Annotated in this window: 24 protein-coding genes; 23 read left to right on the forward strand and 1 reads right to left on the reverse strand. The window is 45.7% G+C overall.

The features are described from left to right. Positions 1-385 precede the first annotated feature (385 nt). From trxB to strainIA91_RS02820, 14 genes are all read left to right on the forward strand, one after another. Complete coding sequence (trxB, locus tag strainIA91_RS02755; RefSeq protein WP_400167573.1) at positions 386-1330, forward strand: thioredoxin-disulfide reductase; 945 nt, start codon at positions 386-388, stop codon at positions 1328-1330. Between the two features lie 448 nt (positions 1331-1778). Continuing rightward, positions 1779-2072 carry an Asp-tRNA(Asn)/Glu-tRNA(Gln) amidotransferase subunit GatC gene (gene gatC, locus strainIA91_RS02760; RefSeq protein WP_400167574.1) on the forward strand — a complete coding sequence of 98 codons (294 nt, stop codon included), beginning with the start codon at positions 1779-1781 and terminating at the stop codon, positions 2070-2072. Further along, entirely contained in the window at positions 2069-2821 is a 753-nt protein-coding gene (gene kdsB, locus strainIA91_RS02765; protein ID WP_400167576.1) for a 3-deoxy-manno-octulosonate cytidylyltransferase, read from the forward strand. Before gatC ends, kdsB begins: the two co-directional genes overlap by 4 nt. A gap of 12 nt (positions 2822-2833) precedes the next feature. Further along, positions 2834-4474, forward strand: a complete 1641-nt coding sequence (locus strainIA91_RS02770; protein WP_400167577.1) for a CTP synthase — start codon at positions 2834-2836, stop codon at positions 4472-4474. 4 nt (positions 4475-4478) lie between these two features. Further along, positions 4479-5300 carry a 3-deoxy-8-phosphooctulonate synthase gene (kdsA, locus tag strainIA91_RS02775; protein ID WP_400167578.1) on the forward strand — a complete coding sequence of 274 codons (822 nt, stop codon included), beginning with the start codon at positions 4479-4481 and terminating at the stop codon, positions 5298-5300. A 7-nt stretch (positions 5301-5307) separates the two neighbouring features. Beyond that, positions 5308-5859 (forward strand): KdsC family phosphatase, encoded by a 552-nt coding sequence (locus strainIA91_RS02780; protein ID WP_400167579.1) that lies wholly within the window; start codon positions 5308-5310, stop codon positions 5857-5859. Then, positions 5856-6827 (forward strand): SIS domain-containing protein, encoded by a 972-nt coding sequence (locus strainIA91_RS02785; RefSeq protein ID WP_400167580.1) that lies wholly within the window; start codon positions 5856-5858, stop codon positions 6825-6827. Before strainIA91_RS02780 ends, strainIA91_RS02785 begins: the two co-directional genes overlap by 4 nt. 5 nt (positions 6828-6832) lie before the next feature. Beyond that, the gene (gene lptC, locus strainIA91_RS02790; RefSeq protein ID WP_400167581.1) at positions 6833-7396 is read left to right on the forward strand and encodes an LPS export ABC transporter periplasmic protein LptC; all 564 of its coding nucleotides are present in this window, start codon (positions 6833-6835) and stop codon (positions 7394-7396) included. A gap of 11 nt (positions 7397-7407) precedes the next feature. Beyond that, positions 7408-8136, forward strand: coding sequence for an LPS export ABC transporter ATP-binding protein (gene lptB, locus strainIA91_RS02795; protein ID WP_400167582.1), 729 nt, complete (start codon positions 7408-7410; stop codon positions 8134-8136). Between the two features lie 6 nt (positions 8137-8142). After that, positions 8143-9534 (forward strand): RNA polymerase factor sigma-54, encoded by a 1392-nt coding sequence (gene rpoN, locus strainIA91_RS02800; RefSeq protein ID WP_400167583.1) that lies wholly within the window; start codon positions 8143-8145, stop codon positions 9532-9534. Between the two features lie 55 nt (positions 9535-9589). Continuing rightward, entirely contained in the window at positions 9590-10123 is a 534-nt protein-coding gene (gene hslV, locus strainIA91_RS02805) for an ATP-dependent protease subunit HslV (protein ID WP_400167584.1), read from the forward strand. 1 nt (position 10124) lies between these two features. After that, on the forward strand, positions 10125-11468 hold the full coding sequence (gene hslU / locus strainIA91_RS02810) for an ATP-dependent protease ATPase subunit HslU (RefSeq protein ID WP_400167585.1): 1344 nt from the start codon (positions 10125-10127) through the stop codon (positions 11466-11468). 151 nt (positions 11469-11619) lie between these two features. Further along, on the forward strand, positions 11620-12615 hold the full coding sequence (gene argF, locus strainIA91_RS02815; RefSeq protein ID WP_400167586.1) for an ornithine carbamoyltransferase: 996 nt from the start codon (positions 11620-11622) through the stop codon (positions 12613-12615). 52 nt (positions 12616-12667) lie between these two features. After that, a complete protein-coding gene (locus tag strainIA91_RS02820; RefSeq protein ID WP_400167587.1) occupies positions 12668-13471 on the forward strand; it encodes a UDP-2,3-diacylglucosamine diphosphatase in 804 nt (267 codons plus the stop codon). On the opposite strand, the gene strainIA91_RS02825 is transcribed toward strainIA91_RS02820, so the two are convergent. Then, positions 13458-14927 carry a bifunctional metallophosphatase/5'-nucleotidase gene (locus strainIA91_RS02825; RefSeq protein ID WP_400167588.1) on the reverse strand — a complete coding sequence of 490 codons (1470 nt, stop codon included), beginning with the start codon at positions 14925-14927 and terminating at the stop codon, positions 13458-13460. The genes strainIA91_RS02820 and strainIA91_RS02825 overlap by 14 nt on opposite strands. A gap of 119 nt (positions 14928-15046) precedes the next feature. Between strainIA91_RS02825 and strainIA91_RS02830 the strand changes: the two genes are divergently transcribed. The 9 genes from strainIA91_RS02830 (at position 15047) to strainIA91_RS02870 (ending at position 26179) form a co-directional block, all read left to right on the forward strand. Beyond that, the gene (locus strainIA91_RS02830) at positions 15047-15628 is read left to right on the forward strand and encodes a TetR/AcrR family transcriptional regulator (protein WP_400167589.1); all 582 of its coding nucleotides are present in this window, start codon (positions 15047-15049) and stop codon (positions 15626-15628) included. Then, positions 15612-16931: a TolC family protein gene (locus strainIA91_RS02835; RefSeq protein ID WP_400167590.1), complete on the forward strand. Its 1320-nt coding sequence runs from the start codon at positions 15612-15614 to the stop codon at positions 16929-16931. Before strainIA91_RS02830 ends, strainIA91_RS02835 begins: the two co-directional genes overlap by 17 nt. Before the next feature lie 11 nt (positions 16932-16942). Continuing rightward, complete coding sequence (locus strainIA91_RS02840; RefSeq protein WP_400167591.1) at positions 16943-18214, forward strand: efflux RND transporter periplasmic adaptor subunit; 1272 nt, start codon at positions 16943-16945, stop codon at positions 18212-18214. 15 nt (positions 18215-18229) lie between these two features. After that, positions 18230-21319 (forward strand): efflux RND transporter permease subunit, encoded by a 3090-nt coding sequence (locus strainIA91_RS02845; protein ID WP_400167592.1) that lies wholly within the window; start codon positions 18230-18232, stop codon positions 21317-21319. A gap of 173 nt (positions 21320-21492) precedes the next feature. Beyond that, complete coding sequence (locus strainIA91_RS02850) at positions 21493-22332, forward strand: phosphatidate cytidylyltransferase (protein ID WP_400167593.1); 840 nt, start codon at positions 21493-21495, stop codon at positions 22330-22332. A gap of 13 nt (positions 22333-22345) precedes the next feature. Next, positions 22346-24175: a glutamate mutase L gene (locus tag strainIA91_RS02855; RefSeq protein WP_400167595.1), complete on the forward strand. Its 1830-nt coding sequence runs from the start codon at positions 22346-22348 to the stop codon at positions 24173-24175. Between the two features lie 12 nt (positions 24176-24187). Next, positions 24188-25315 (forward strand): hypothetical protein, encoded by a 1128-nt coding sequence (locus strainIA91_RS02860; protein ID WP_400167596.1) that lies wholly within the window; start codon positions 24188-24190, stop codon positions 25313-25315. 110 nt (positions 25316-25425) lie between these two features. Beyond that, positions 25426-25842 (forward strand): hypothetical protein, encoded by a 417-nt coding sequence (locus tag strainIA91_RS02865; protein ID WP_400167597.1) that lies wholly within the window; start codon positions 25426-25428, stop codon positions 25840-25842. Positions 25843-25846: 4 nt separating this feature from the next. Continuing rightward, positions 25847-26179, forward strand: coding sequence for a hypothetical protein (locus strainIA91_RS02870; protein WP_400167598.1), 333 nt, complete (start codon positions 25847-25849; stop codon positions 26177-26179). Positions 26180-26200 lie beyond the last annotated feature (21 nt).

A 26200-nucleotide genomic window follows, 5' to 3' on the forward strand; every position in this document is an offset into this window, starting at 1 on the left:
TAAGGGCAAAATATTTTTTGCCCTTGAGTTGGAGTGTTGAGTTTTAAGTTGACATTTTGCGGCTGTTTTGGGTCTCTGGTTTGAGGTTGGCAGATCGTGCCTTTTTGGAATGATCTTTTATCGGGGACAAGACACGCTTTGATCTTGTTGGTCAAATGCTTGAAATGAAACTTAATCAATAAATACAAAAATATATTTTATTTTATGATATTTATCTGTGAAATGAATAGCTTTCTAAATCCAAGCCCGCCCTTCCTCCTAAACAAACTCTAAACTCACCATTCCAACTCACGACTCTCCACTCTCCACTCTCAACTCTTTTTTGTAACTTATTGTGGAATGAGAAATCCCATCGCTGAAGATTATTGAATTGGAGAAAAAAAGCATGAGTGAAGACATTCGGAAGGTAATTATTATCGGATCGGGACCAGCAGGACTTACAGCGGCTATTTATGCTGCACGGGCTGGTTTGAATCCCCTTGTTCTGGAGGGAATGGAACCGGGGGGGCAGTTGATGACAACAACTGAAGTTGAAAATTATCCCGGGTTTCCCGAAGGAACAAACGGTCCTGAAATGATGGATTTGTTTCGGAAACAGGCTGTTAAATTCGGTGCTGAGCCCCATTTTAAAGTGGTGAACAAAGTAGATTTTTCTAAACGTCCTTTTACTGTGTGGACAGATGATAACACCATGTACCGATCGGATACAGTGATTATCGCCACGGGTGCTTCGGCAAAATATTTGGGACTCGAATCGGAACAAAAACTTCGAGGTTATGGTGTCAGTGCCTGTGCTACCTGTGACGGATTCTTTTACAAGGATAAAGACATTGTCGTCGTGGGCGGTGGAGATACGGCCATGGAAGAGGCTCTGTTTCTGACCCGGTTTGGTAAAAAAGTGACAGTCATTCACCGCCGCGATGAATTCAGGGCTTCAAAGATTATGGCCGAGCGGGTGATAAAAGATCCAAAAATCGAGATCAAATGGGACAGTGTTGTAGAGGAAGTTTTAGGTGAACAAAACCAGGTTGGTGTGACCGGGGTCCGCATAAAAAATGTGAAGACGGGTAAAACAGAAGAAATCCCCTGTTCAGGATTTTTTCTGGCGATTGGTCACAAACCGAACTCCGACCCGTTCAAGGGACAATTGGATATGGATGAAACCGGTTATATCAAAACCAAACCCGGATCAACCTATACCAGTGTTGAAGGTGTCTTTGCCTGTGGAGATGTCCAGGATAAAGTTTATCGTCAAGCCGTTACCGCTGCCGGTTCAGGCTGTGCCGCCGCTATAGATGCTGAAAGATGGTTGAATGAAAAACATACTTAAATTTTAAATAGGATCTTAGTCGGCAGTCGAAAGTCGAAAGTCAAAAGTCGAAAGTCAAAAGTCGAAAGTCGAAAGTCGAAAGTAGGAACCTGTACCACCACCCCCCTGAACCCCTGAGCCCCTGAACCCATGAACCAACTATCAGGAGCGCAGCGACGCCAACTTCCAGCTTCCAACTTCTAGGAGATAATTGCTTGCCCCGTAAAATGGGACCCGGTTTGCCGGGATATTTCTTGGGAGGAATCGGGTTACGTGAATCAATGAATGTTTTGAATCCTCGTTTTTCTCAGGCTAAAACCCGGGGCTATTTGCACCTTCGCCCTGTTTCTCCCTCATGCTCTCATACTCTCGCACCCTGTACCCATATGCCCCCTTTCTCATTCTCCATTGTATCTCTCTTACGGAAGGTCTAAATTTAGCATTGGCATACTTTATGCAAGGAGGAAACATGTCCATCTCCCGTGAAGAAGTGTTACATATTGCAAAATTGGCCCGACTGAGTCTCTCGGAAGAAGAGATCACCATGTATACCCATCAATTGGGCGATATTCTGAATTATGTTCAAAAACTCAATGAATTAAATATTGATGATGTTGAACCCATGAAGCATGTCCTGGATATGGTCAACGTTCTCCGGGAGGATAAAGATCTCCCCTCTCTTTCCCGGGAAGATGTTTTGAAAAATGCCCCCGAACACGATAAAGAATTTTTCAAAGTCCCCCGTGTGTTGAGGACGGAGTGAGTAAATCTGCAATATCAGTCCTTGGTGTTATTCCTGCCCGCTATGGCTCTACACGCTTCCCGGGGAAACCGCTGATTCCCATTGGGGGGATACCCATGATCAACCGGGTAGCCCGACAAGCCCTGAAAACAAAATTGCTGGATCGCCTTATCGTGGCTACGGACGATGATAGAATCGCTGAGACAGTCCGTGCCGGCGGTTATGAAGCTCTTTTAACTTCGCCGGATCATGTGAGTGGTTCAGACAGACTGCTGGAAGTGGCTGAAAAGGTTTCGGCGGATATCTATGTAAATATTCAGGGGGATGAACCTTTCATCGATCCGGATTCCATCGATAAAACCGTTTCCCTATTGATAAGCCGTCCGGAGCTGGATGTGGCAACCACAGCGGTACATTTCACATCGATCCATGAATGGCAAGATTCTAACCGGGTTAAAGTTTTATGTGATGACGCCATGAATGTCCTCTGTTTTTCCCGCTTGCCTATCCCAAGGACACTTGGCAAATCTCTGCCCCCGAATGTTTTCCGGCATGTGGGCCTCTATGTCTACCGGAAAGATGTGTTGCAGGCATTCGGTGATTTGCCGGTTCATCCTGTTGAAAAAGAGGAATCCCTGGAGCAGTTACGCCTCCTGATGGCAGGTTTTCATTTTGGCATCACTCTTTCAAATCACGATTCTCCTTCTGTGGATGTCCCCGAAGATGTGAAACATCTGGAGCAATGGATGCACCTGAAAGGTTTTGAATAAATTGAGGGGAGTATGAACATACCGAAAAAAACAAAATTCATCTTTGTCACTGGCGGTGTGATTTCCGGTCTTGGAAAAGGGATTTCCGCCGCATCAATTGCCTACCTTTTAAAAGAGAGCGGACTCCGGGTGACGATTCAAAAATTTGATCCCTACCTCAATGTAGATCCGGGAACCATGAGTCCTTTCCAGCATGGTGAAGTGTATGTGACAGAAGATGGAACCGAGACGGATCTCGATTTGGGCCATTATGAACGATTTCTCGATCAGAATATGTGCCGTGAGAATTCATGTACGTCTGGACAGATTTACAATGCCGTTTTGGATAAGGAACGGAAGGGTGATTACCTGGGTGCCACAGTTCAGGTCATTCCCCATGTGACCAATGCCATTCAGGAAAGGTTTACGGCTATCCTGGAGAAAAATGATTATGATGTGGTGATTACCGAGGTAGGAGGGACCGTCGGCGATATTGAAGGACTTCCTTTTCTGGAAGCTATCCGACAGTTTGAATTAAGTCTTGAACGAGGACAATATGCCAATGTCCATGTGACATTCATGCCCTTCATTAAAACATCCGGTGAAATTAAAACAAAACCGACACAACATTCTGTGAATAAACTACGGGAAATCGGGATTTATCCGGATATTATTCTTTGCAGGACCGAACGGCCCATGATGGATACATCCACCCGGGATAAAATCGCTCTCTTTTGCAATGTCCGAAGAGAAAGTGTCCTTGAACTTCATGATGCCTTCACGATTTATGAAGTTCCCCTGTTGCTCTATCGCCAACAGTTCCTGGATGTGATTCAGAAATATCTGAATGTGACCTACAAAAAAGAGGTCAATACGGAAAGACTCAGAGACATTGTATACCGGATTAAAAACCCTTCTGATCAGGTGAATATTGCAGTGGTGGGGAAATATACAGGTCTTGCAGATGCCTACAAGAGTATTTGTGAAGCTTTTGTCCATGCCGGGGCGGAAAATGATGTGAAGGTCAATGTCCTTTGGGTCGAATCGGAAAATCTGGAATCGTCGTCGGAAGATCACATCCGGAATCAATTGAAAGATGCCGACGGTATCCTGGTCCCCGGTGGATTTGGTGACCGGGGCATCGAAGGGAAAATCTCAGCAGTCCGGTATGCCCGGGAAAAAGGAGTCCCCTTTCTGGGAATTTGTCTGGGACTCCAGGTAGCGGTTATTGAATGTTCCCGGAATCTGGCCGGACTCGATCAGGCAAACAGCACAGAATTTGATTCTCAGACTCCCCATCCTGTGATTGATCTGATGAAAGAACAGAAAGGTGTCCAGAAAAAAGGGGGAACCATGCGCCTGGGAACCTATGAGTGTAAGTTGAAACCGGAAACTCTCATTCAAAAGGCTTATGAGTCAACCCACATTTCTGAAAGGCACCGGCACCGGTATGAGGTGAATAATGCCTACCGGGATGTATTATCCAATAATGGACTGATCTTTTCCGGAATTAACCCTACACTCAATCTGGTAGAAGCCATCGAATTGAAGGAACATCCCTGGTTTGTCGGAGTTCAGTTCCATCCCGAACTGAAATCCCGGGTTACCAAAGCCCACCCGCTTTTCCGTGAACTGGTCCGGGCTTCGTATCAATATAAAAAAGAAAAAAGTTGAGAACATGATGAATCCCTTACATATTCCACCCTTCCATGCCGGAAAGGGAAAACCTCTCTTTTTTATTCTGGGTCCCTGTGTGATTGAAAGCCGTCACCACACCCTGTACATGGCTGAAATGCTCACAAAAATGGCCAATGAACTAAGCATTCCTTTTGTTTTTAAGGCTTCTTTTGACAAGGCTAACCGGACTTCCATCCATGGTTTCAGGGGTCCCGGACTGGAAGAAGGCCTGGCTATTTTACAGGAAGTCCGGGAGACCTTTCACATGCCGGTGTTAACGGACATCCATGATGCGGGCCAGGCAAAAGCCGTCGCAGCGGTTGTGGATATTTTACAGATCCCGGCGTTTTTATCCCGTCAGACCGACCTGTTGGCGGCAGCAGCGGCAACAGAAAAAGTTGTAAACATTAAAAAAGGTCAGTTTTTAGCACCATGGGATATGAAAGAGGCAGTAAACAAGTGTTTTGAATCGGGGAATCAGCAGGTGATGCTTACCGAAAGAGGCAGCTGTTTCGGCTATAATAATCTGGTTGCAGATATGCGGGCGATTCCCGAAATGCAAAAGCTGGATGTCCCGGTGGTTTTCGATGCAACTCACAGTGCACAGCTCCCCGGGGGACGGGGTAACGAAACCGGCGGTATGCGGGAATTTGTCCCGACCCTGGCGAAATCGGCCGTTGCCGCGGGAGCAGATGGTATTTTTATGGAAATTCACCATGATCCGGACCATGCCCTGAGTGATAGTGCAACCCAATGGCCTCTTGATAAAACATTTGAACTGATCTCTGAACTGAAAATCCTGGCAGCTATTATACGGAGTTGAAATATCTATGACAGATGATTTGAAAAAAAGAATTCAAAAAATAAAATTGCTGATAACAGACCTGGATGGTGTCCATACCGATGGTTCATTCTATGTTGGAGCTATGGGAGAAATGAAACGCTTTCATGCAACAGATGGTGCGGCAATTGTTTTGGCCCGCCATGCCGAATTCCCTATTGCCATTATATCGGGACGGGCATCAGAAGCAACGCGGCAACGGATAAAAGAACTCCACATCTCCCCTGACCTTGTGTATGAAGGATATATGAACAAAACCATTCCCTATGAAAAGCTTCTGGAAAAATTCAAAGTATCTGATGAGGATGTGGCGTATGTGGGTGACGATTTTATTGATGAACCGGTTTTAAGACGAGCCGGTGTTTCCTTTTCCGTTGCCAATGCCCGGGAAGAAATCCGGCAGATTGTGGATTATGTGACAACAGCGGAAGGGGGATATGGGGCCGTTCGCGAAATCATTGAACTGATTTTGAAAATACAAGGACGTTTTGAAACGGCATTGCATAAAATGAGAACGCTTTATACACAGGTTGAATCATGAGTAATCCAATCAAGGATGCGGCAAAAGCCATTGAGGATGAAATCAATGCCCTGCAAAATCTGATTCCCCGCCTGAACGGTGATTTTTCCAAATCGGTGGATCTGATTCTGAATTGTCAGGGACGGGTCATCGTGACAGGTATCGGAAAATCTGGACACATTGGCCGAAAAATTGCGTCTACTCTCTCCAGTACAGGTACTCCTGCCTTCTTTCTCCATCCTGCCGAAGCCCAACATGGTGATTTGGGGATGATTTCTCCCGAGGATATCCTCATTATTATCTCCAACAGCGGAGAATCGGATGAAATTATTAAAATTATGCCCTCCATACGTCGTATGGGACTCAAAACCGTGGGATTTATCGGCAACCTGAATTCTACTCTGGCCCAGCGCTGTGATTTCCTTCTGGATGTCAGTGTGGAAAAAGAAGCCTGTCCCATGAATCTTGCCCCCACATCCAGCAGTACGGCTACACTGGTCATGGGTGATGCCCTGGCAATCGCTTTGCTGAAACAACGGCAATTTAATAAACGGGATTTCGCCATCCGCCATCCGGGAGGTATGTTGGGAAAGAAACTCCTCCTTACCGTCCGTGATCTGATGCATCAACATGAAGAGTTGCCTGTCGTCCGAATTGATACATCGGTGAAAAACCTTGTTATGGAAATGACGGCAAAAAATCTCGGCATTGTCGGAGTTTTAAATGATAAGGATGAACTGATCGGCGTGGTGACAGACGGGGATTTGCGACGGGCCGTGGAAAAGTATGAGAACATCTTTAAATGTAAACCTGAAGACATTATGACCCGAAATCCCAAAAAAGTCACCCCCGGACGCCTGGCTGTAAGCGCTCTTCACCAGATGGAAAAATACAGCATTACTTCCGTCTTTGTGGTCCAGAACAACAACAGCCTCCAACCGATCGGACTGATTCATATTCATGATATACTGAAATCAGGGATTGTGTAAAGGGTATGAAAGGTCAGTTTTACAATCGGATGTCCAATTTGCTGCTGATGGGATCGGCAGTGTTCTTTCTCCTTTCAGCCTGTTCCCAACTGGATGAAAAAGAACTTGAAAAAAGCTGGGAATCCCCCGACCAGGAAAGCTGGAATGCCGTTTTAACCATGAGCAGGCATGATAAACTCAGTGCCCGGGTTTATGCCGGTAGGATGAAACAGTTTAACGAGACCGGTGAAGTGTATATCGGGGATAGCATGCGGGTGGATTTTTACAATGATGAAGGCAGACATACCTCTTTTTTAAAATCGGACAGTGGGATTGTCAATGAAAAAAAGCAAAACCTCATCGCCATCGGCAATGTGGAATTTCGCTCCGATACGGGATATGTGATGTATACCAATACCCTCTTCTGGCTGAATGACAGCAACCTGGTGTACACGGACGGCGATATTGAACTCTTTTCCGAAAAGGATACTCTCTATGGCACAGGTTTCAGAAGTGATGTAAGACTCGAAAACTGGACAATTGACAAACCCCGGGGAAGTACCCGTCGGGAATACGACGTGGAAGATTAAACGGATAGAATATGAAAATTCTGAAAGCGGAAAATCTTGTAAAAATTTATGGGAAACGGAAGGTGGTGGATCACGTATCCGTCCATGCCGAAAAAGGGGAAATTGTTGGACTCCTGGGGCCAAACGGTGCTGGTAAAACAACAACTTTTTACATGATTACCGGCATGATCCGCCCTGATGCCGGCCGGATTTTCCTGGATGATCTTGAATTGACTCATCTGCCTATGTATAAACGGGCCAGATTGGGTATTGGTTATCTTTCCCAGGAGGCTTCCGTTTTTAGAAAACTGACTGTAGAAGACAATCTGCGGCTGGTGCTGGAAATGATGGGTTTGTCCAAAGCAGAAATGATGAAGGAAATCGACCGCTTGCTGGGCGAATTCCATATTCAGCATATCCGTAAAAATAAAGCATTTACACTGAGCGGCGGGGAACGGCGACGGATTGAAATTGCCAGGGCTCTTGCATCCCATCCCGATTTCATTCTCCTGGATGAACCCTTTGCCGGTATTGACCCTATCGCCGTGGAAGATATCCAATCCATCATTCTGGATCTGAAAAAAAGAAATATCGGGGTTGTCATTACCGATCATAACGTCCATGAAACACTGAGTATTACGGATCGTTCTTATCTATTGTTCGAAGGACAAATTCTCAAGGAAGGGACAGCCCACTTCCTGGCAGAAGATCCCGATGCGAAAAAACTCTATCTGGGTGAAAAATTCAGACTTGACCGATAATTTTTGATGACACTCAAATTGCACCTGTCTCAGGAACAACTTCTAAAACTTACACCGCAGCAGATCCAGCTCTCTGCCCTGCTGCAATTACCCATCCAAAATCTGGAGCAGGCCATCGATGAAGAACTGGAAAAAAATCCTGCCCTTGAGATAGACGAAGAGGCAACCCTTCGCAAACTGGAACGAAAAAAAGGGGATGAAAACCAGGATCGTTACGAGAGTTATGATGATCCGGAATATGATTGGGAATCGCTGTTCAGCCGGGCAAACCGCTCAGCCGGTTTCTCATATGGGGGACATGAAGAGTCTCCGGACCTTCCACAGCCGGATACCCCCGGTTTTTTTGAAAAGATTTTACAACAAATCCGGACCAGCGGACTCAGTGAAGAAGATATGACCATTGCCGAACAGATTATATGGAATACAGATTCCGACGGCTACCTGAAAGTGCCTGTTGAAAATATTGCCTACCGGTTGAATGTGGCTTCAGAAAAGGTAGAAGGAGTGCTTCATCTCATTCAACAAATGGATCCGCCGGGAATCGGCTCACGGGATTTACGGGAATGCCTGCTGAGTCAAATGAGAGAAATGGACGTTCCGGACTATGTGGTAAAAATTGTAAAATACCATTTCGATGATTTTGCCAATCATCGCTTTGAACAGATTATCCGTCAACTGGATATTTCCCGGGAGGATTTGGATAAAGCACGGAAAATCATCGGCAGGTTGAATCCCAAACCTGCATCGGATGATTCATCTTTTGACAATTATGTGGTGGTTCCTGATTTAATTGTGACCGAAGAGAATGGTGTTTTTCAGGTGATGGTGAATGATGGATCCATCCCGGAACTCAAAATTTCTTCCACGTATCTGGAACTGGCATCCCGGAAAAAAAAGGTAGATAAGGAAACCCGCGATTATCTGAAGAAAAAGATAGATTCAGCCCGCTGGTTCATCCAGTCTGTGTATCAACGCCGCGACACCATGGTCCGGGTAATGAAGGCGATTATTAAAAGGCAAAAGCCCTTTTTTGAAGGAAGACCAGACGGCCTGAAACCCATGATTTTAAAAGATATTGCCGAAGATGTGGGCATGGATATTTCCACTATTTCCCGGGTGACTAATGGCAAATATGTCCAGACACCCGTGGGATTATATGAATTAAAATACTTTTTTTCCGAGGGGATGAAAGATGTGGATGGTGATGATGTATCCACACGGTTGATCAAACAGGCACTGAAGGAAATTGTCGATCGCGAGGATAAACAGCATCCCCTCAACGATGAAAAAATGGTCCTGGCTCTGAAAGAGCGGGGATTCAACATTGCCCGGCGGACCGTAGCAAAATATCGGGAGCAAATGGGAATACCTGTTGCCAGATTGCGACGTGAATTATAACATTGGAACAAGATATCACAGAAAACATTCATCATTAAAAAAAAGGATTAAATAAATGCAACAAATACATGGAACAACGATACTGGGAATTCGGCGAAACGGGAAAGTGGCTATCGCCGGGGACGGTCAGGTCACCATGGGACAAACAGTTATGAAGGCCGGAGCCGTGAAGGTCCGCGCCCTGTATCATGATCAGATATTGGCTGGATTTGCCGGTGCCACAGCCGATGCCTTCACACTTTTTGAAAAATTTGAGGAAAAACTGCAAACCTATAAAGGGAACATTACCCGTGCCTCCGTGGAATTGGCTAAAGAGTGGCGGAGTGATAAATACCTGCGCCGCCTGGAAGCTCTTTTGATCGTTCTTAATAAAGAGGCGGGCTATATCCTCAGTGGTACCGGGGATGTGGTGGATGCCGACGACGGTATTTATGCCATTGGTTCCGGCGGACCTTATGCGCAGGCGGCGGCAAGGGCCCTGGTGGCTCATACCGATTTATCCGCCCGGGATATTGCTGAAACATCCCTGAAAATTGCGGCATCCATTTGTATTTATACCAATGAAAATATTACAGTCATGGAGTTATAATATGCCTTTGAAACCAAAAGAAATTGTCGAAGCCCTCGATTTATATATTGTAGGACAGCAAAAAGCAAAACGGGCGGTGGCCATTGCCCTCCGGAACCGCTGGAGACGGCAACAGGCCCCGGATAATCTGAAGGAAGAAATCCTTCCGAATAATATCATTATGATCGGTCCCACCGGTGTCGGAAAAACTGAAATTGCCCGACGGCTGGCCCATCTGGCCAATGCTCCTTTCTTAAAAGTGGAAGCCACAAAATTTACAGAAGTGGGATATGTAGGGCGGGATGTAGAATCCATGATCCGGGATCTGATGGCCATTGCCGTTCACATGGTGGAACAGGAACATGAAGCACTGGTCTGGGAAATGGCAGAAAAAATCGCCGAAGAACGGATTTTGGATATCCTTTTCCCTGTGGACAAAAAAGAACATGAAGATGAAATCGAACAGGAGCGGGTAGGGAAAACCCGTGAGAAACTCAAAGAAATGTATAAAAATGGTCAATTTGATGACCGGTATATTGAAGTGGAGCTTCAGGATTCTCCCGGTGTCGGCGGGATATCCATTATGGGTCCCATGGGGGGCGGGGGGATGGATGAAGCCTCAGATTTCCTAAACAGCGCCATGAGTAACCTCTTCGGTAAAAAGAAAAAGAAGAAAAAAGTCAAAGTAAGCGAGGCAAAAAAAATTCTGACGGAGCAAGAAGCGGACAAACTGGTGGATAAAGCCAAAGTTCAACAGGAAGCCCTGAGTCGTGTCGAAAACGACGGTATCGTTTTCCTGGATGAAATTGATAAAATTGCCACAAGCTCCGATTCAGGCCGGAGTGCCGATGTGAGCCGACAGGGTGTCCAGAGGGATTTATTGCCGATTGTGGAAGGATCCACAGTCAATACCCGATATGGGGTTGTTCGGACAGACCATATTCTTTTTATTGCTGCAGGGGCCTTTCATACCAGCAAACCCTCGGATCTGATTCCCGAATTGCAGGGACGTTTTCCCATTCGGGTGGAACTGGACAGTCTGACGACAGAGGACTTTATCAAAATCCTTACTCATCCCCAGAATGCCCTGATCAAACAGTATCAAGCCCTTCTGAATGCTGAAGGGGTCGACCTGATTGTGAAAGAAGATGCCCTGAAGGCTATAGCAGAGAAGGCAACAGAAGTGAACGACCGTACAGAGAATATCGGTGCCCGACGACTCCATACCATCCTGACCCGGATTCTGGATGATGTGATGTTCAAGGCACCGGATACCTCCAAAAAATTTGTCCTCGATGCAAAAACCGTCCACGAGAATATCGATGATATTGTAACAGATGTGGATATGAGCAGATACATTTTGTAGGAGTTGAGAGTGGAGAGTAAAGAGCAGAGAGTTTGAGTAGAGAGGTTTGAGTTCGGGGGTGGAAACTAATTTTAACTCATAACTCAACTCTCCACTCTCAACTCACACTCTCTACTCTCCACTCTTAACTCAAAACTCGAAAGGAAAACACATGTCATTCAACGTAAAAGGTCGGCATTTACTGACACTGAAGGATTACTCACCGGAAGAGATCCGTTTTCTGGTGAGAATGGCGGAAAAGCTTAAGGCGGATAAGTACGCCGGTATTTTCGCTGAAAATCTGAAACACAAAAATATCGCCCTGATTTTTGAAAAAACATCTACCCGGACCCGCTGTGCTTTTGTCGTGGCAGCTGTGGATGAAGGTGCTCATCCTGAATTTTTGGGGAAAAATGATATTCAACTGGGGAAAAAAGAGTCCGTCGCCGACACAGCCCGGGTACTGGGACGTATGTTTGACGGAATCCAATTCCGGGGATTTTCCCACTCCACCGTGGAAACACTGGCAGAATATGCCGGAGTGCCTGTTTGGAATGGGCTGACGGACAAATATCATCCTACCCAGGTCCTGGCAGATTTGCTGACCATCCGGGAACAACTGGGCCGCCTGAAAGGTGTCCGCCTGGCTTATATCGGTGATGGCCGGAATAATATGGCAAATTCTCTCATGATCGGTGCTGCTAAAATGGGTATGGATTTTCGGATTGGGGCACCGGCATCCCTTTTCCCGGAACAATCGCTGGTAGATGAAATGAAAGTGGTTTCCCGGGAAACAGGCGGAAAAATCCTTTTAACGGAAGATCCACGTGAGGCAGTGGCACAGGCGGATGTGATTTATACCGATGTATGGGTCTCCATGGGAGAAGAATCTGAATTTGAAACCCGGATAAAAGTTCTCAAACCCTATCAGGTGAATAAAAAGCTTCTGGATAGTACCGGTAATGCTGAAACCATTTTTCTCCACTGCCTGCCTGCTTTTCACGACCGGAACACTCTCGTCGGTGAAGAAATATATCAGAAGTATGGTCTTGATGCCATGGAGGTTACCGATGATGTCATCTTATCGCCGGCAAGCAGAGTGTGGGACCAGGCGGAAAACCGGGTTCATACTATCAAAGCTGTAATGGTAGCCACCCTGGGAAAGTAGGTTAATCCTGTCCATTTTCAGAGTCAAAACAAAAATCACCGAGAATCACCTGATGAAGGGGAAGCATGCAGATCTTCCCCTTCCCTTTACTTTTATATCGGATGTTCACTTTACAACGGAACTGACCAACCGGGAACTGGCGAAGCGGAAAAAGGTCTTTGCACTTCTGGATGATGTGAAGAAATCCGGTGGAACCCTCTTTATTTTGGGGGATTTTTTTGATTTTTGGTGGGATCAGAAGGATTATATCCCCAGTCAGTTGCAGGATGTGTATACAAAACTCAAGGAATTAAGAATCGCCGGAATTCCTATTCATCTGATTGGCGGGAACCATGACTTCTGGCTTTATAAATTTCTGTGTCCATCACTGAATATCATTTTTTACGATGATCACATGGATTTTTTTCATCAGGGGATTCGATTTTATCTCACACATGGTGATGGTTTATTAAAAGGTGACACCGGTTACCGGTGGATGAAACGTCTGCTCCGCTTTCCTCCGGCTATTTGGGCTTTGGATCGTTTTCATATAGAAGGGATTTATGCCACAGCCCGGAAAATCAGCCATACCAGCCGTGAATATACCTCGAAAAAATGGTCTGATCTCAATGCCATGGCCAATGAAATGCTAGATTATCTTCAGATGAAAAACCGTGAAGGATATGATATTGCCATCATGGGACATGTTCATTATCCCTCAAGACGGACAGAGAAGAGAAAGGAAGCCCTGGTGTTGGGGGATTGGATGTGGCATGCCAGCTATGCAGTGTGGGACGGGAAATCCCTTCACCACCTGGAGTGGCAAGATGAAAAACCATCTCCGTTGATTTATGATTTGACGCCTACTGAATCGTAATCCGCCCTTCAACTTTTGAATCAATGATTTTCTGGTCCCGGACGGCTTTCAAAAACAAATCCCGGTCTAATATCCCCAGATTTTTTATGTCTCTGTCTGATAGACCCAGGTATTTTTCCAGCTGTTCACCTACATAATTATTGGTTGCAACAGTATATTTTTTCCAGGGGATTACCCATTTCCCGTGAATCCGAACCTTCTTTGCGGTTTCTTTTGATGTGTCGGCAACAAAGGTGACACCGGAAAACTGGAGGGAAATGCCTCGTTTCACCTGAAAATCCAGCATCTTCCGGACTTCTTTTCCGGTGACGGTAAAAGTGATGATTTCATTGCTAAAGGGTGAGATTTCCCAGATATCCCGGACACGGATTGGCCCTGCCGCAAGGTCTTTTCGAATTCCTCCGTTGTTCTGAATTGCGATATCGGCACCGGTGTAGGTCCGCATGGCATCGGTCAGCCAGTTTCCCAGATTGGATTCCACACCACTCCGGGACCAGTCTGTTTTCAGTTCTCCAACCACTTCATCCAGTTTTTTCCCTGCCTGGGCTTCATACGCTTCGACAATTTCAGCGACTTCCGGTGAGGGTTTGATCTTCCCGGGGCGAACTTCAAGGACTGTAAAATTGAAATCCTGGATGGTTTTTCCATCTGTTATCAGGTGTATTTCACCCACATAACGTCCATGGCTGGATGCCTGAACAATATAGGTATTTCCCTCTATGCGGGGTTTGCTCATGTATGTGTGGGAATGTCCGCCGATAATCAGATCGATATCCGGGACTTCCCGTGCCAGCTCAATGTCTTCCTCAATTCCCTGGTGGGTGACGGCCACGATGAATTCAATGCCCTCAAGTTTCAGGGAATCAATCAGATGACGGGCTGTTTCCGCCGGATCTTCTACATAAAGACCTTCCAGGTTTGTAGGGAGACACAGAGTGTACAAATCATCGGTGGTCAGGCCGATCAGTGCGGCTTTAAAAGGAAATGCTTCCGGGATCATCAGGGATTTAAACAGCTTAGGTCCATTCTTGTGACGGCGGACATTTGCTGCGTACATGTCAAATTCTGCTGAATCCCGTAAGGATAAAAGCCGGGTGAGTCCGTAATCAAATTCATGATTTCCAATAGTAAAAAAATCCGGTTTGATGACATTCAGAATACTGATTTGAGACATGCCACGGGTAATACTGCTGATAGGGGTCCCCTGAAAATCATCACCGGCGTGGATGGCCAATGCTTCAGGATATATACCCCTCAAAGAATCTACAAGTCCTGCCAGATAGGCATATCCGCCGGCCATGTGTCCATCCGGATTGTAATTACCGGGTTTCCACGGCATGTTCCGGCTGTGAAAGTCATTCCAGTGTATAAAGCTTGCCTGATACTTTTCCGCGGAAGTCCCGGCGGTAATTCCTGTGAGTATCAGAACTGCGATCACAAAAATGCGTAATTTCATAAAACCTCCGAAAATATATATCTTAATTTAAAATGTGATTTACATCAAAGTAATACAAAAAATTTCTTGGGACTTGTAAGTAAAACCTGTAACTTACCGACCGGTAAGTAAGGATACACATGCGAGAAAAAATTAAGGAAACAGCAGCACACCTCTATGCATTGAAAGGCTATAATGCCACATCGATGCGGGAAATCGCCAAAGAAGTGGGGGTTACAAAAGCTTCATTATACTATTACTACGAAAGTAAAGAAGAACTGTTTTTTGATATTGTGAAGGATTCTTTTGCTCATTTGGTTCAGATGAGTCAACAGCTTGCAGATAGTGACCAACCGGTTTGGAGTGTTTTATCTGAATGGGTGGATAAGATAATCAGCTTTTCCAAAGTTAAAAAAGACAACTGGATGATCATCAACAAATTTTCCAGCGGTACCATAAAAGACCGGATTTTTGAAGAGTTTAACAATTTCTGGAAAGAGAGTTTTAATTATCTTTCAAAAATCTTGCAAAAAGGAATAGATGAAGGAATGATTCGGAAAGATGTTGACATCCCTATACTGACGGGTGCAGTTTTTGGCGTTTTACACGGTTGTTGTACCGTGATTTATCGTGAAAATATAAAAATTGATGACAACCAGATGAGAACAATGGTACTCGGGATACTTGAAGGAGGTATTGCATCACATGAAACATCCAAATAGAAGTTTATTCAGTGTACTGATCTTATTTGTGATATCAGTTCTGCCTGTCCAGGGGGAAGAACTCACGCTTGAAGCAGCGGAAAAGATTGCCCTGGAAAACAACATTCAGTTAAAAATGGCAGAAGCATCCCTGCAAAAGGCGGAAGCCGGTTTTCGTGAGGCCATTGGCGGATTGATGCCGACATTTAGCGCCTATGGGCAGTATACAAAGAACTTTGAATTGCCTGTGGTAGTGATTGATATCCCCGGTGCCGGTCCCCAATCCATAACCATGGGATCCACCTATAATTCCACCGGCGGATTATCCGTTTCCCAACCCCTGTTCACCAGTGGTGCTTTGTATTCATCCCTTCGAATGGCAAAGACAGGGGAAGAAATAGCCAAAATTCAAAAAGAGCAGGAAAAAAACAGTGTGATTTTGACGGTACGTACCCTATATCAGCAGATACTCTTAGTAGAATCCCTGGTTCAGGCCACGGAAAATTCACAACGATCCGCCTTGGCCAACTTTGAAATGGTCCAAAAAATGAAATCTGTCGGAAAAGCAAATCAGTTCGAAGTTCTACAGGCTGAAGTAAAGTATCGTGAAATCAGTCCCCGCCTTATGTCACTAAAAAACCAGAAAAAAAACCTGGTGACAAATCTAATCACTTTTTTAAATCTGGAAACCGGACAAGACATTGAGCTAAGTGGTGAATTGACCCTGATGGACAACCCGTTCCGGGAATCTACCCTTGAAAAAATCAAACAGGAAGCCCTGGAAAACCGGTATGAGCTGGTATTGCTGAAGCACCAGGAAAAAATGCTCAAATCCCAGCGGATTCTGGCAGCCAGTGGAGCTCTTCCAAAAGTCTCCCTCAGCGCCGATGTCCGTCACCAGGCACAGGCAGAATCGCAGGATGATATGGAATATTATCGAAGTAAAAATGCATCTGTAAGTATCTCGATTCCTCTCCTGAGCGGAGGTAAACACCTGGCCTCAGTACAACAAGCAAGTATTGACCTGAAAAAACATGAACTCCAGGTAGAACAGACAATAGATTTCATTCTTTCGGATGTGGAAAAAGCCTATCTGAAAGTTTTTGAATCCCGGGAAAAGGTAGAAGCCAATGCGACTCTTGTGGAACAGGCTGATGAAGCTTTGAGAATGGTAAAAATCATGTATGAAAACGGTGGCGCTACCCAGGTAGAAGTTTTAAATGCAGAAAGCGGAGCCCTGGGGGCCCGAAGCTCGTATTTGAGTTCTGTGTTTGAATTCAACACAGCGATTCTTCAATTAAAACAGGCAATAAATAAATTATAAGGTATAAGCTCATGAAAAAACGTTGGATCATTGCACTCACTGTACTGATACTAATTATAGCTGTTGTGATGGTTTCCCGTAAACCGCAGGAAACAGCCGAAGATTACCGGGAACTGGCCGGAGATATCCGGAACGTGATTTCTCAGTTTGATAACAAGGAGGATAACCAGTCCGCCCGGCGTATGATCGCTGAAATTCAATCGGTCATTGACCGTTCAAATACCATGAATAAACGGACAGACGACCTGGTCATTGTCCCTGTGGAAGTTGAAAAAATCGGGTTTGGTTGTATCCAAAACAAACTGGTTTACATGGGGGATATCCAGGCCGAATCCTCAGCCCGCGTATATGCCAAAATTCCGGATCGGATTGTTGATTTTCCTGTCCAAAACGGGGATTATGTCCGCAAAGGAACTATTATAGCCCGTGTGGAGGATACGAAATTAAAACAAGCGTTTTATCAGGCGGAGGCAGCCCTCGCCAGCGCCAAATCCCAGCTTGAAAATCTAAAGCTCGAATATGGCCGGATCGAAAAGCTTTTCAAAGAAGAAGCCGTGAGTGAAAGTCAGTTTGAGCAACTGAAAACTCAATTGGAAGTGGCTAAAAACGGTGTGGCTCAGGCCAAAGCCGGGTACAAGATGGCTAAAGAGCAATTGGAGGACGCTATAATCAAAGCACCTATCGACGGATATGTCTCCGGCAAAATGCTCAATGTGGGTGATATGGCGGCTGGACAGATGCCGATTGTCACTCTGACCCAGAAAGATCCATTGAAAATTATCGTTGATGTGATTGAAAAGGATATCCGCCTTGTGAAAAAGGGGCAAAACGTCAATATCTATGTAGATGTCTTTCCAGGACGGGTTTTTAAAGGAGAGGTTGTCCGGATTTCACCGGTTGTCAATGCGGCAACCCGGACAAGTCAGGTGGAAATTCTGTTGAAAAACCCTGATAACTCCCTGACTCCCGGAATGTTTGCACGGCTTGAAATCATTGTCCAGTCCAAGGATAATGTCCTTTTAGTAAATCGGAATAACCTGGATGTCCGAACATCCCGCCATTTGAATGGCGGCTCAATCCGGGACACGGAAATTGAACAAATATTTTCTGTGTTTGTGGTTGAAGACAACCTCGCACTGGAAAAAGAAATTGAAGTGGGCATCCGCTCCGGTTTATGGATGGAAGTTGTTTCCGGACTGAAAGAGGGAGACTGGGTTGTATCCGCAGGACGGACAAATCTTCGGGATTCTACCATGGTCAATATTGTGAAGGTGAATTCGTAAGGATAGGATAAATATATGAATATATCTGAAGTCAGTATACGTAGAGGCATCACCTTTTTTATGATTTACATCCTGATTGCAGGAGCAGGGTTGTTTGGTTTGTCTCAGTTGAAAATCGATTTGTTTCCCGAGATGGATTTTCCCGTTGTAGCCATTTTGACGACTTATCAAGGGGTAGGCCCAGAGGATATCGAAAACGTCCTTACCCGTCCTCTTGAAGAGGCTGTCATCTCTGTGGAAGGGGTGGAACAGGTGAGTTCAATCTCACGAACAGGTGTATCTGTGATTTTGGTGGAATTTACCTGGGGCACGGATATCAATGTGGGAGAAAATAATATCCGGAAAAATATCGATCTGGTTCGGGATTATCTTCCGACAGATGCAAGCGAGCCCATTACTATTGCATTTAACCCATCCATGCAACCGATCCTGATTCTTAATGTTTCTTCCGATGATCTGGGAGACGTTGAATTAAATCAGGTGCTGACCGAACAAGTCCAGCCCAGACTGGAACGGCAGGAAGGAGTGGCTTCGGTGAGTGTTTCCGGTGGGACGGAGCGGGAAATTCAAATCCTGATAGATCCTTACCGCCTGGCTGCAAATAAACTGAGCATGGATCAGATTAAATCGGCTGTGGGAATGGCAAATCTGGATATCCCAGGCGGACTCCTGGAAGAAGGCCGGAATGAATTTACTGTCATTACCGAAACCCGCTTCAACAATGTAGAGGATATCCGGAATGTCACCGTCGGCTATTCACCCACCGGTAAGCCGGTCTATTTGAAAAATGTGGCCGAAGTGGTGGATGGATACAAGGAAATGACCCAAATCGTCCGCAATAACCGTGAAAACAGTATTGTGATTTTGGTATCCAAACAATCCGATGCCAATACCGTCAATGCATGTAACAATATCATCGATTATTTACCCATCCTGGAAGAACAAATCGGAAATAATGTGTCGTTTAATGTCATTTTCAACCAGGCGGAATTTATTGAAAAATCAGTACAGAACCTTTCTTCAACAGCCATCCTGGCCTTTGTTATGTCTGCATTGGTTCTTTTCTTTTTTCTCAGGCATATTGTCAGTTCCCTCATTGTTGCGGTTTCTATTCCTATATCCATCCTCCTGACCTTTTTTATCATGAGTCAACTGGGGATTACACTGAACATTATTTCCATGGCAGGTCTGGCTTTGGCGATCGGCCTTTTGGTGGATAATTCCATTGTGGTCCTTGAAAATATTTTCAGGCGGAATCATGAGTTGAATGAACCGATCAAAAAAGCTGCCGAATTGGGATCCAAAGAAATTTCCATGGCTATCACCGCCTCTACACTTACTACGATGTCTGTTTTTGTACCTGTTCTTTTTCTCCCAGGGATATCCGGTGTGCTTTTTAATGATATGGCTCTGACTATAGTGGTTTCCCTACTGACATCTCTTTTTGTCGCCCTGACGCTGGTTCCCCTCTTGTCCTCACGGTTTCTCTCTCTCAAACAACAACAACACCGTTTCAAATTGACCCGCTTGTTTGACATCTCCATTCAGAATTTCCTGGAAAAACTGACCATTATTTATCAAAGATCCCTGAAATGGATTCTAGCACATAAAAAACTTTTTGTACTTAGTATCTTCGTGTTATTTGTGGTTTCAGCGATTTTGTCCACTCATATCGGAGGTGAATTTATCCCCAGAACCGATCAAGATATGATCACTTTCGATGTGACGGCTGAGGTGGGAATTTCACTGCCGGAAATGAACCAGATTATGATGGAAGTCGAAGAGATCATTATGGAAGAAGTCCCGGAAATGACCAACCTCTATTTGAATTTTGGGGCGGGTGAAGGATTTGGCTCAATGTTTGGCGGATCCAATAATACCGCTTCTGTGTTTATTTCACTCATGTCCAAAGATGAAAGGGAACGGAGCCAGTTTGATATCGAGGATGATCTCCGGGAAAAACTTTCAAAGATCCCGGGTATTGAACTGGCTTTTCAAGGAGGTGGTGGCTTCATGCTGGGAGCTGAGGGTGACGTGAGTGTCAAGATATTCGGACAGGACTTAAATGAAATCAAACAGTTGTCTGCCGAGATCCGGAAAATAATGGAAGATGTGCCGGGTCTTGTGGATATCAATTATTCTTATACTCAACCCAAGCCGGAATACAGGGTATTTATTGATCGTGAACGGGCAAGTGCCCTGGGTTTATCTGTTCCCCAAATCGCCAATACGATCAATACGGCAATCCAAGGGTCAATTGTCTCTCTGTACCGCGAAAGGGGAGAAGAGTATAATGTAACCGTCCGTTTTGATAGAGACTATCGCCAGAACAAAGAGGATATCCTGCAGATTCTCGTTCCAACAGCGACAGGGAAACAGATTCCTTTGTCAAACTTGGTGACTGTGGGCGTGTATGATGGTCCCACAGAAATCAACCGTGAAGACCAGACCCGCTTTGTTTCTGTAAATGCCAGTACCAGTGGGCGGGATCTTCAGAGCATTCGGGTGGATTTGGAAAGACATCTGAAAGCGGTCCCTTTTCCCCCGGATGTCAGGTATGAAATCGGCGGGATAGCAGAAGAACAGCAGGAGTCCTTTATGTACCTGGGGATTGCCATTCTGGTTGCGATTGCCTTGGTGTACATGGTGATGGCATCCCAGTTTGAATCGTTTCTGGATCCCTTTATTATTCTGTTTACTATTCCCTTGGCATTTATAGGGGTGATATGGGCCTTGTTGATCACTGGAACCACCATCGGTGTGACGGTTTTGATCGGAGGGATGCTCCTGGTAGGTATCGTGGTGAATAATGGGATTGTGCTTATCGATTATATCAACCAGCTGCTGAATAGGACGGACATGAAACTCTACGAGGCGATTGTTGTAGGAGCCAAAACCCGCCTTCGTCCCGTATTGATGACAGCTATGACAACCATCCTTTCCATGATTCCCCTGGCCCTGAAACTGGGTTCCGGAGCTGAAATCTGGGCACCTATGGCCAGAGCTGTTATCGGCGGTCTCATTGTATCCACCTTCCTGACACTCTATTTTGTGCCGGTTATATTCTCATTCTTCCAGAGACACAAATTTGCCGATCGGATGTGAGTACATTTGAACGTTCAGTCGTTCAGATGTTGGTGGTGGTGGTACAGGTTCCGACTTTCGACTTTCGACTTTTGACTTTCGACTGCCGACTGATGACTGCCGACTGTCCACTGTTGACTGTCGACGTTTTAAGTTTGCGAATCCGCAATGAAACTTTTAATTTTCCAAGCTATATGATGAGACGTAAATCGAATACATCCCTGTTCAACCGTGTACTGATATCTGTCATTGGTATCCCGGTTATTTTAGCCCTGATTGGTGCAGGGGGAGTGTGGTTTACATCCTTTATTGCCATTGCTGTTTTGTTGTGTTCATACGAATTCCTGACACTGTTGAAAATCCCTGGAAAAACGGGGATTTTCTTTTTATCCCTCTTCAATGCCGGGTTGGTTTATCTGGCTTTTTACGGCGGGCTGTTCTGGGTTTATCCCGCTCTTTTAGGAGCATGGTCCGTGATAGTGCTGTTGATGATGTTCCGGAGACCTTTGTCGGAATTTAATATGGCCTTGTATGCAGGGGCGTCCATGGTATATCCTGCGCTGGCCCTGACGAGCCTGGTCCTGATACGGGGAATATCACTCCATATGGGGTGGGAATCCTTTGAAGGAGCACGGATTCTTTATGTCATGCTGGCCATGATTTGGATTTGTGATACCCTGGCCTATTTTCTGGGTTCTGCATACGGCTCGGTGAAATTGAGTCCTACTATGAGTCCCAATAAAACCTGGGAGGGAGCCATTGCCGGTTTTATTGGAAGTCTGGTGGTCGGACTTATTGCCTTCAGGTATGGCTGGATTAGAAATTTCTCCGGCTGGGACTATTTGGTGCTGGCGTTGATTACAGGAATTTTCGGTCAGCTGGGAGATCTGGTGGAATCAGCTCTAAAGCGTCATATTGGCGTGAAGGACACCTCCCGCTTGTTACTGGATCATGGCGGAGCTTTGGATCGTCTGGATAGCCTGGCCTTTGCCGGCCCGATCGTTTATGTTTATTTGTTAATCCGTTTTGTTTAAATAAGGTGGAAGCATGGAAGAAAAGACTGTGAAACCTGAAAATATTCAATCGATTCTTGCAACAGATTGTGGAAGTACAACAACGAAAGCAATTCTGATTGAAAAACAGGGGAATGAATACCGGCTTGTGACCCGTGGTGAAGCGCCGACAACGGTGGAAGCACCTTTTGAAGATGTGACAAAAGGGGTGCTGAATGCAGTAAAAGAAGTGGAAGAACTTCGGGGCCGGACCCTTCTGGATGAGGACAAGATCATCAGTCCGCAAAAAGGGGATACAGGTGTGGATATCTATATCTCCACCAGTTCAGCCGGCGGGGGACTACAAATGCTGGTGGCAGGTGTGGTTAAAGCCATGAGTGCAGAATCGGCAGAACGTGCCGCCCTGGGGGCCGGGGCTATTGTGATGGATGTATTAGCTTCCAATGACGGCCGGATGCCCCACGAAAAAATCTCCCGTATCCGGCATTTACGCCCGGATATGATTCTCCTCTCCGGAGGTGTGGACGGTGGCACCATCAGTCATGTGGTGGAAATGGCCGAATTGTTGCGTGCAGCCAATCCCAAACCACGGCTTGGAATGAATTACCGCCTCCCTGTGATTTATGCGGGAAATAAAAAAGCAGCACCGGAAATTGAAAAGAATTTAAGTGAAGTGACGGATCTGAGTGTCGTACCGAATCTGAGACCGGTTCTCGAAAGGGAAAATCTGGGTCCTGCCCGGGATAAAATTCATGATCTTTTTATGGAACATGTGATGGCTCAGGCTCCGGGATACAAGAAACTGATGGATATGACCAATGCTCCCATCATGCCCACACCAGGGGCCGTAGGATCCATTATTCAGGTCATTGCACGGAATGAAAATATCTCAGTGGTGGGAGTGGATATCGGCGGAGCAACCACAGACGTTTTCTCTGTCTTTAAAGATCCTGATTCCGGTGAACCGGTTTTCAACCGGACGGTCAGTGCGAATCTGGGGATGAGTTATTCCATTTCTAATGTGCTTGCTGAAGCTAAACTTGAGAATATCCTGCGTTGGGTCCCCTTTGATATCAATGAAACCGATTTGCGAAACCGGATCGGCAATAAAATGATTCGACCGACGACCATCCCCCAGAGTCTGGAAGAATTGAAAATTGAGCAGGCAATTGCACGGGAAGCCCTGAGACTCTCTTTTGTGCAGCATAAATCCTTTGCTGTCGGTCTAAAGGGAGTTCAGAAAGAAAGAACGATTTCTGATACCTTTGACCAGTCTGCCACCGGGGAAACACTGGTGAATATGATGGATCTGGATCTGTTGGTTGGAAGCGGCGGTGTGTTATCCCACGCACCCCGGCGCCATCAATCAGCCCGGATGATGATCGATGCTTTCCTCCCCGAGGGGATTACACAGTTGGCTGTGGACAGCATTTTTATGATGCCACAATTGGGTGTTTTGGCCAGTGTACACGAAAAAGCGGCGACTGAAGTCTTTAATAAGGATTGCCTCCTGCGCCTGGGGACCTGCATTGCGCCTGTCGGTTCAGTGAAGCCGGGTAAAGATTTTGTCACAGTGAAACTCGAACTCCCGGAAGGGAAAGTCTTTAATCAGACCATTCCATTTGGGGATATGATATTGATTGAAGCACCGTACACACCGGTTAAGGCTGAAATTATACCGGTCCGGGGTGTGGATGTCGGTGATGGACCGGGAAATGCCATTCAAACCACGGTATATGGGGGATTGGTGGGGATCATCATAGATGCCCGGGGCAGGAATCCTTTTGCCCTTCCTCCCAATTCTGCCGAACGGGTTCAGAAACTCCAGGACTGGAGTCAGGCTGTGAAAGAATTTGAAAGTTAAGCGGAGATAGTTATGGCTCATGCATATACACCAGGGCTGAAAGTCCTTGCGAAAACAATGTTTACCAAAACCCGGCGCCTTCCCCTGAAAGGGAATGTGAAAGTGAACAAGGGAGATTTGGTCAAAGCAGATGACATTGTGGCACATACCGATCTGCCGGGAAATGTTTTTCCCGTCAATGTGGCTAATTTTCTGAATGTGGATCCCTCTGAATTGGATGATTTTATGGTTCGAAAAGAGGGAGATGTGATTCAGAAAGGGGATATCCTGGCAGAAACCAAAGGCATTTTCGGCCTTTTTAAAAGTTCTGTAAAATCCCCTGTGGCCGGAACACTGGATTCTTATTCAAAAGTCACAGGACAGGCGATTATCCGGGAAGATCCGATTCCGGTGAATATAAATGCCTATATTCACGGCATTATCGATGAGGTGATCCCGGAAGAAGGAGTGGTGATCCGCACGACTGCTGCTTTTGTTCAGGGCATTTTTGGTATCGGCGGAGAACGGCGGGGTGCCATTAAAATCCTTACCGAAAAAGCCGGTGATATACTGACAGCCGATTTGATTGATGATTCCTGTAAAGGGAAAGTCCTGGTCGGCGGTGCCTTTATGACCCTGGATGCCTTTAAAAAAGCAGAAAAAATGGGTGTTGAAGGAATCATCGTAGGTGGATTTAACTATAAGGATATTAAGGATATTGTAGGGTATGATATCGGCGTGGCTATTACGGGAGAAGAACCGGTCCAGACAACCCTGATTGTGACGGAAGGTTTTGGTGAGATCCGGATGGCTGAACAAACCTTCAATTTGTTGAAGGATCATGAAGGGGAGATTGCTTCCATCAATGGAGCAACCCAGATCCGTGCCGGTGTGATCCGTCCTGAAGTCATTATCTGCCTTGATGAAAAATCAGATGACAAAATCAAACCGGCCGATATTAAAGGCATGGATATCGGTACGGTTGTCCGTGTGATCCGTGCTCCCTATTTCGGTCTGCTTGGGGAAGTAACTGAACTGCCCCATGCCCTGCAAAAACTGGAATCAGGTTCCATGGCACGGGTGGCTAAAGTAAAAATCTATGAGCAGAATAAAGAAGTGATGCTCCCCCGGGCCAATCTTGAGATTTACGAGACAAAATAATATAATCCTGTGAAGATAAATGCCGAGATTTCCTTCGGAGTTTATCCTTTTTTTCAGGGTTTATATTTCCTATAATAATCCGGTAAACGATTCCGGATAAATGATAAGCAATGAATGATGACACCCTCATGACCTGGAAGATTCACATGGTGAAACAGAATCCCGGCAAAGGCGTTGCCGTCCTCATCTTCATCCTGGCCGTTTCCTTTTTTGCCGGGGTTGCCGGTGAAAACCTTATCTTCCTCTTTTTGTCCCTTCTTGTACTGGGAAGTTATGTGTTACCCTATTTCGTTCCCGTTTCATATACATTAACAGAAAGGGGAATTATTATTCGTACCGGGTGGATGACAAAAGAGCGGGACTGGAAAGACTTCCGACGCTGGGAGCGGAGCGGAAATGCCATTAAATTATATACCATGAAAAAGCCATCCCGCCTTGATAATTACCGGGCCTGGCTCCTCAGAACCGGTCAGAAGGGGGATGAGGTGGAAGCGATTGTGGCCCGGAAAATAGAAAAAAATGATTAAGCAAATGACTGAAGAAAAAGATAAGAAAAAGGCCATGACAGATAAAATTGCCCAGGCCATTGTCCGCCGGAGAATGTCTGTACCGGCCGTCTTTTTCATGCAGACCTTTAAACCCATGAACTTTATCGGTTCTCAGGCAGTGGTGTTTTTGGGGCCGGTTCTGGAATCTCTTTTTCCCCGGTCTGATATCTATGGTATCGCAGAATTCATGGAAGAAAGGGAAAATGTGGAAGAGCTTATGGAACGCATTGAAGCGTTGGAAAGTGAACACGAACCGGAACCTGAAAAGAAAGAACGAAAGCGTCGCTTTTTTAAAAGAGCAAAACGCAAAGAATAGATAAACTGTCGGCAAACGACG

The sequence above is a fragment of the Candidatus Neomarinimicrobiota bacterium genome (assembly GCA_041154365.1).
GTDB classification, from domain to species: Bacteria; Fidelibacterota; Fidelibacteria; order Fidelibacterales; family Fidelibacteraceae; genus Fidelibacter; species Fidelibacter multiformis.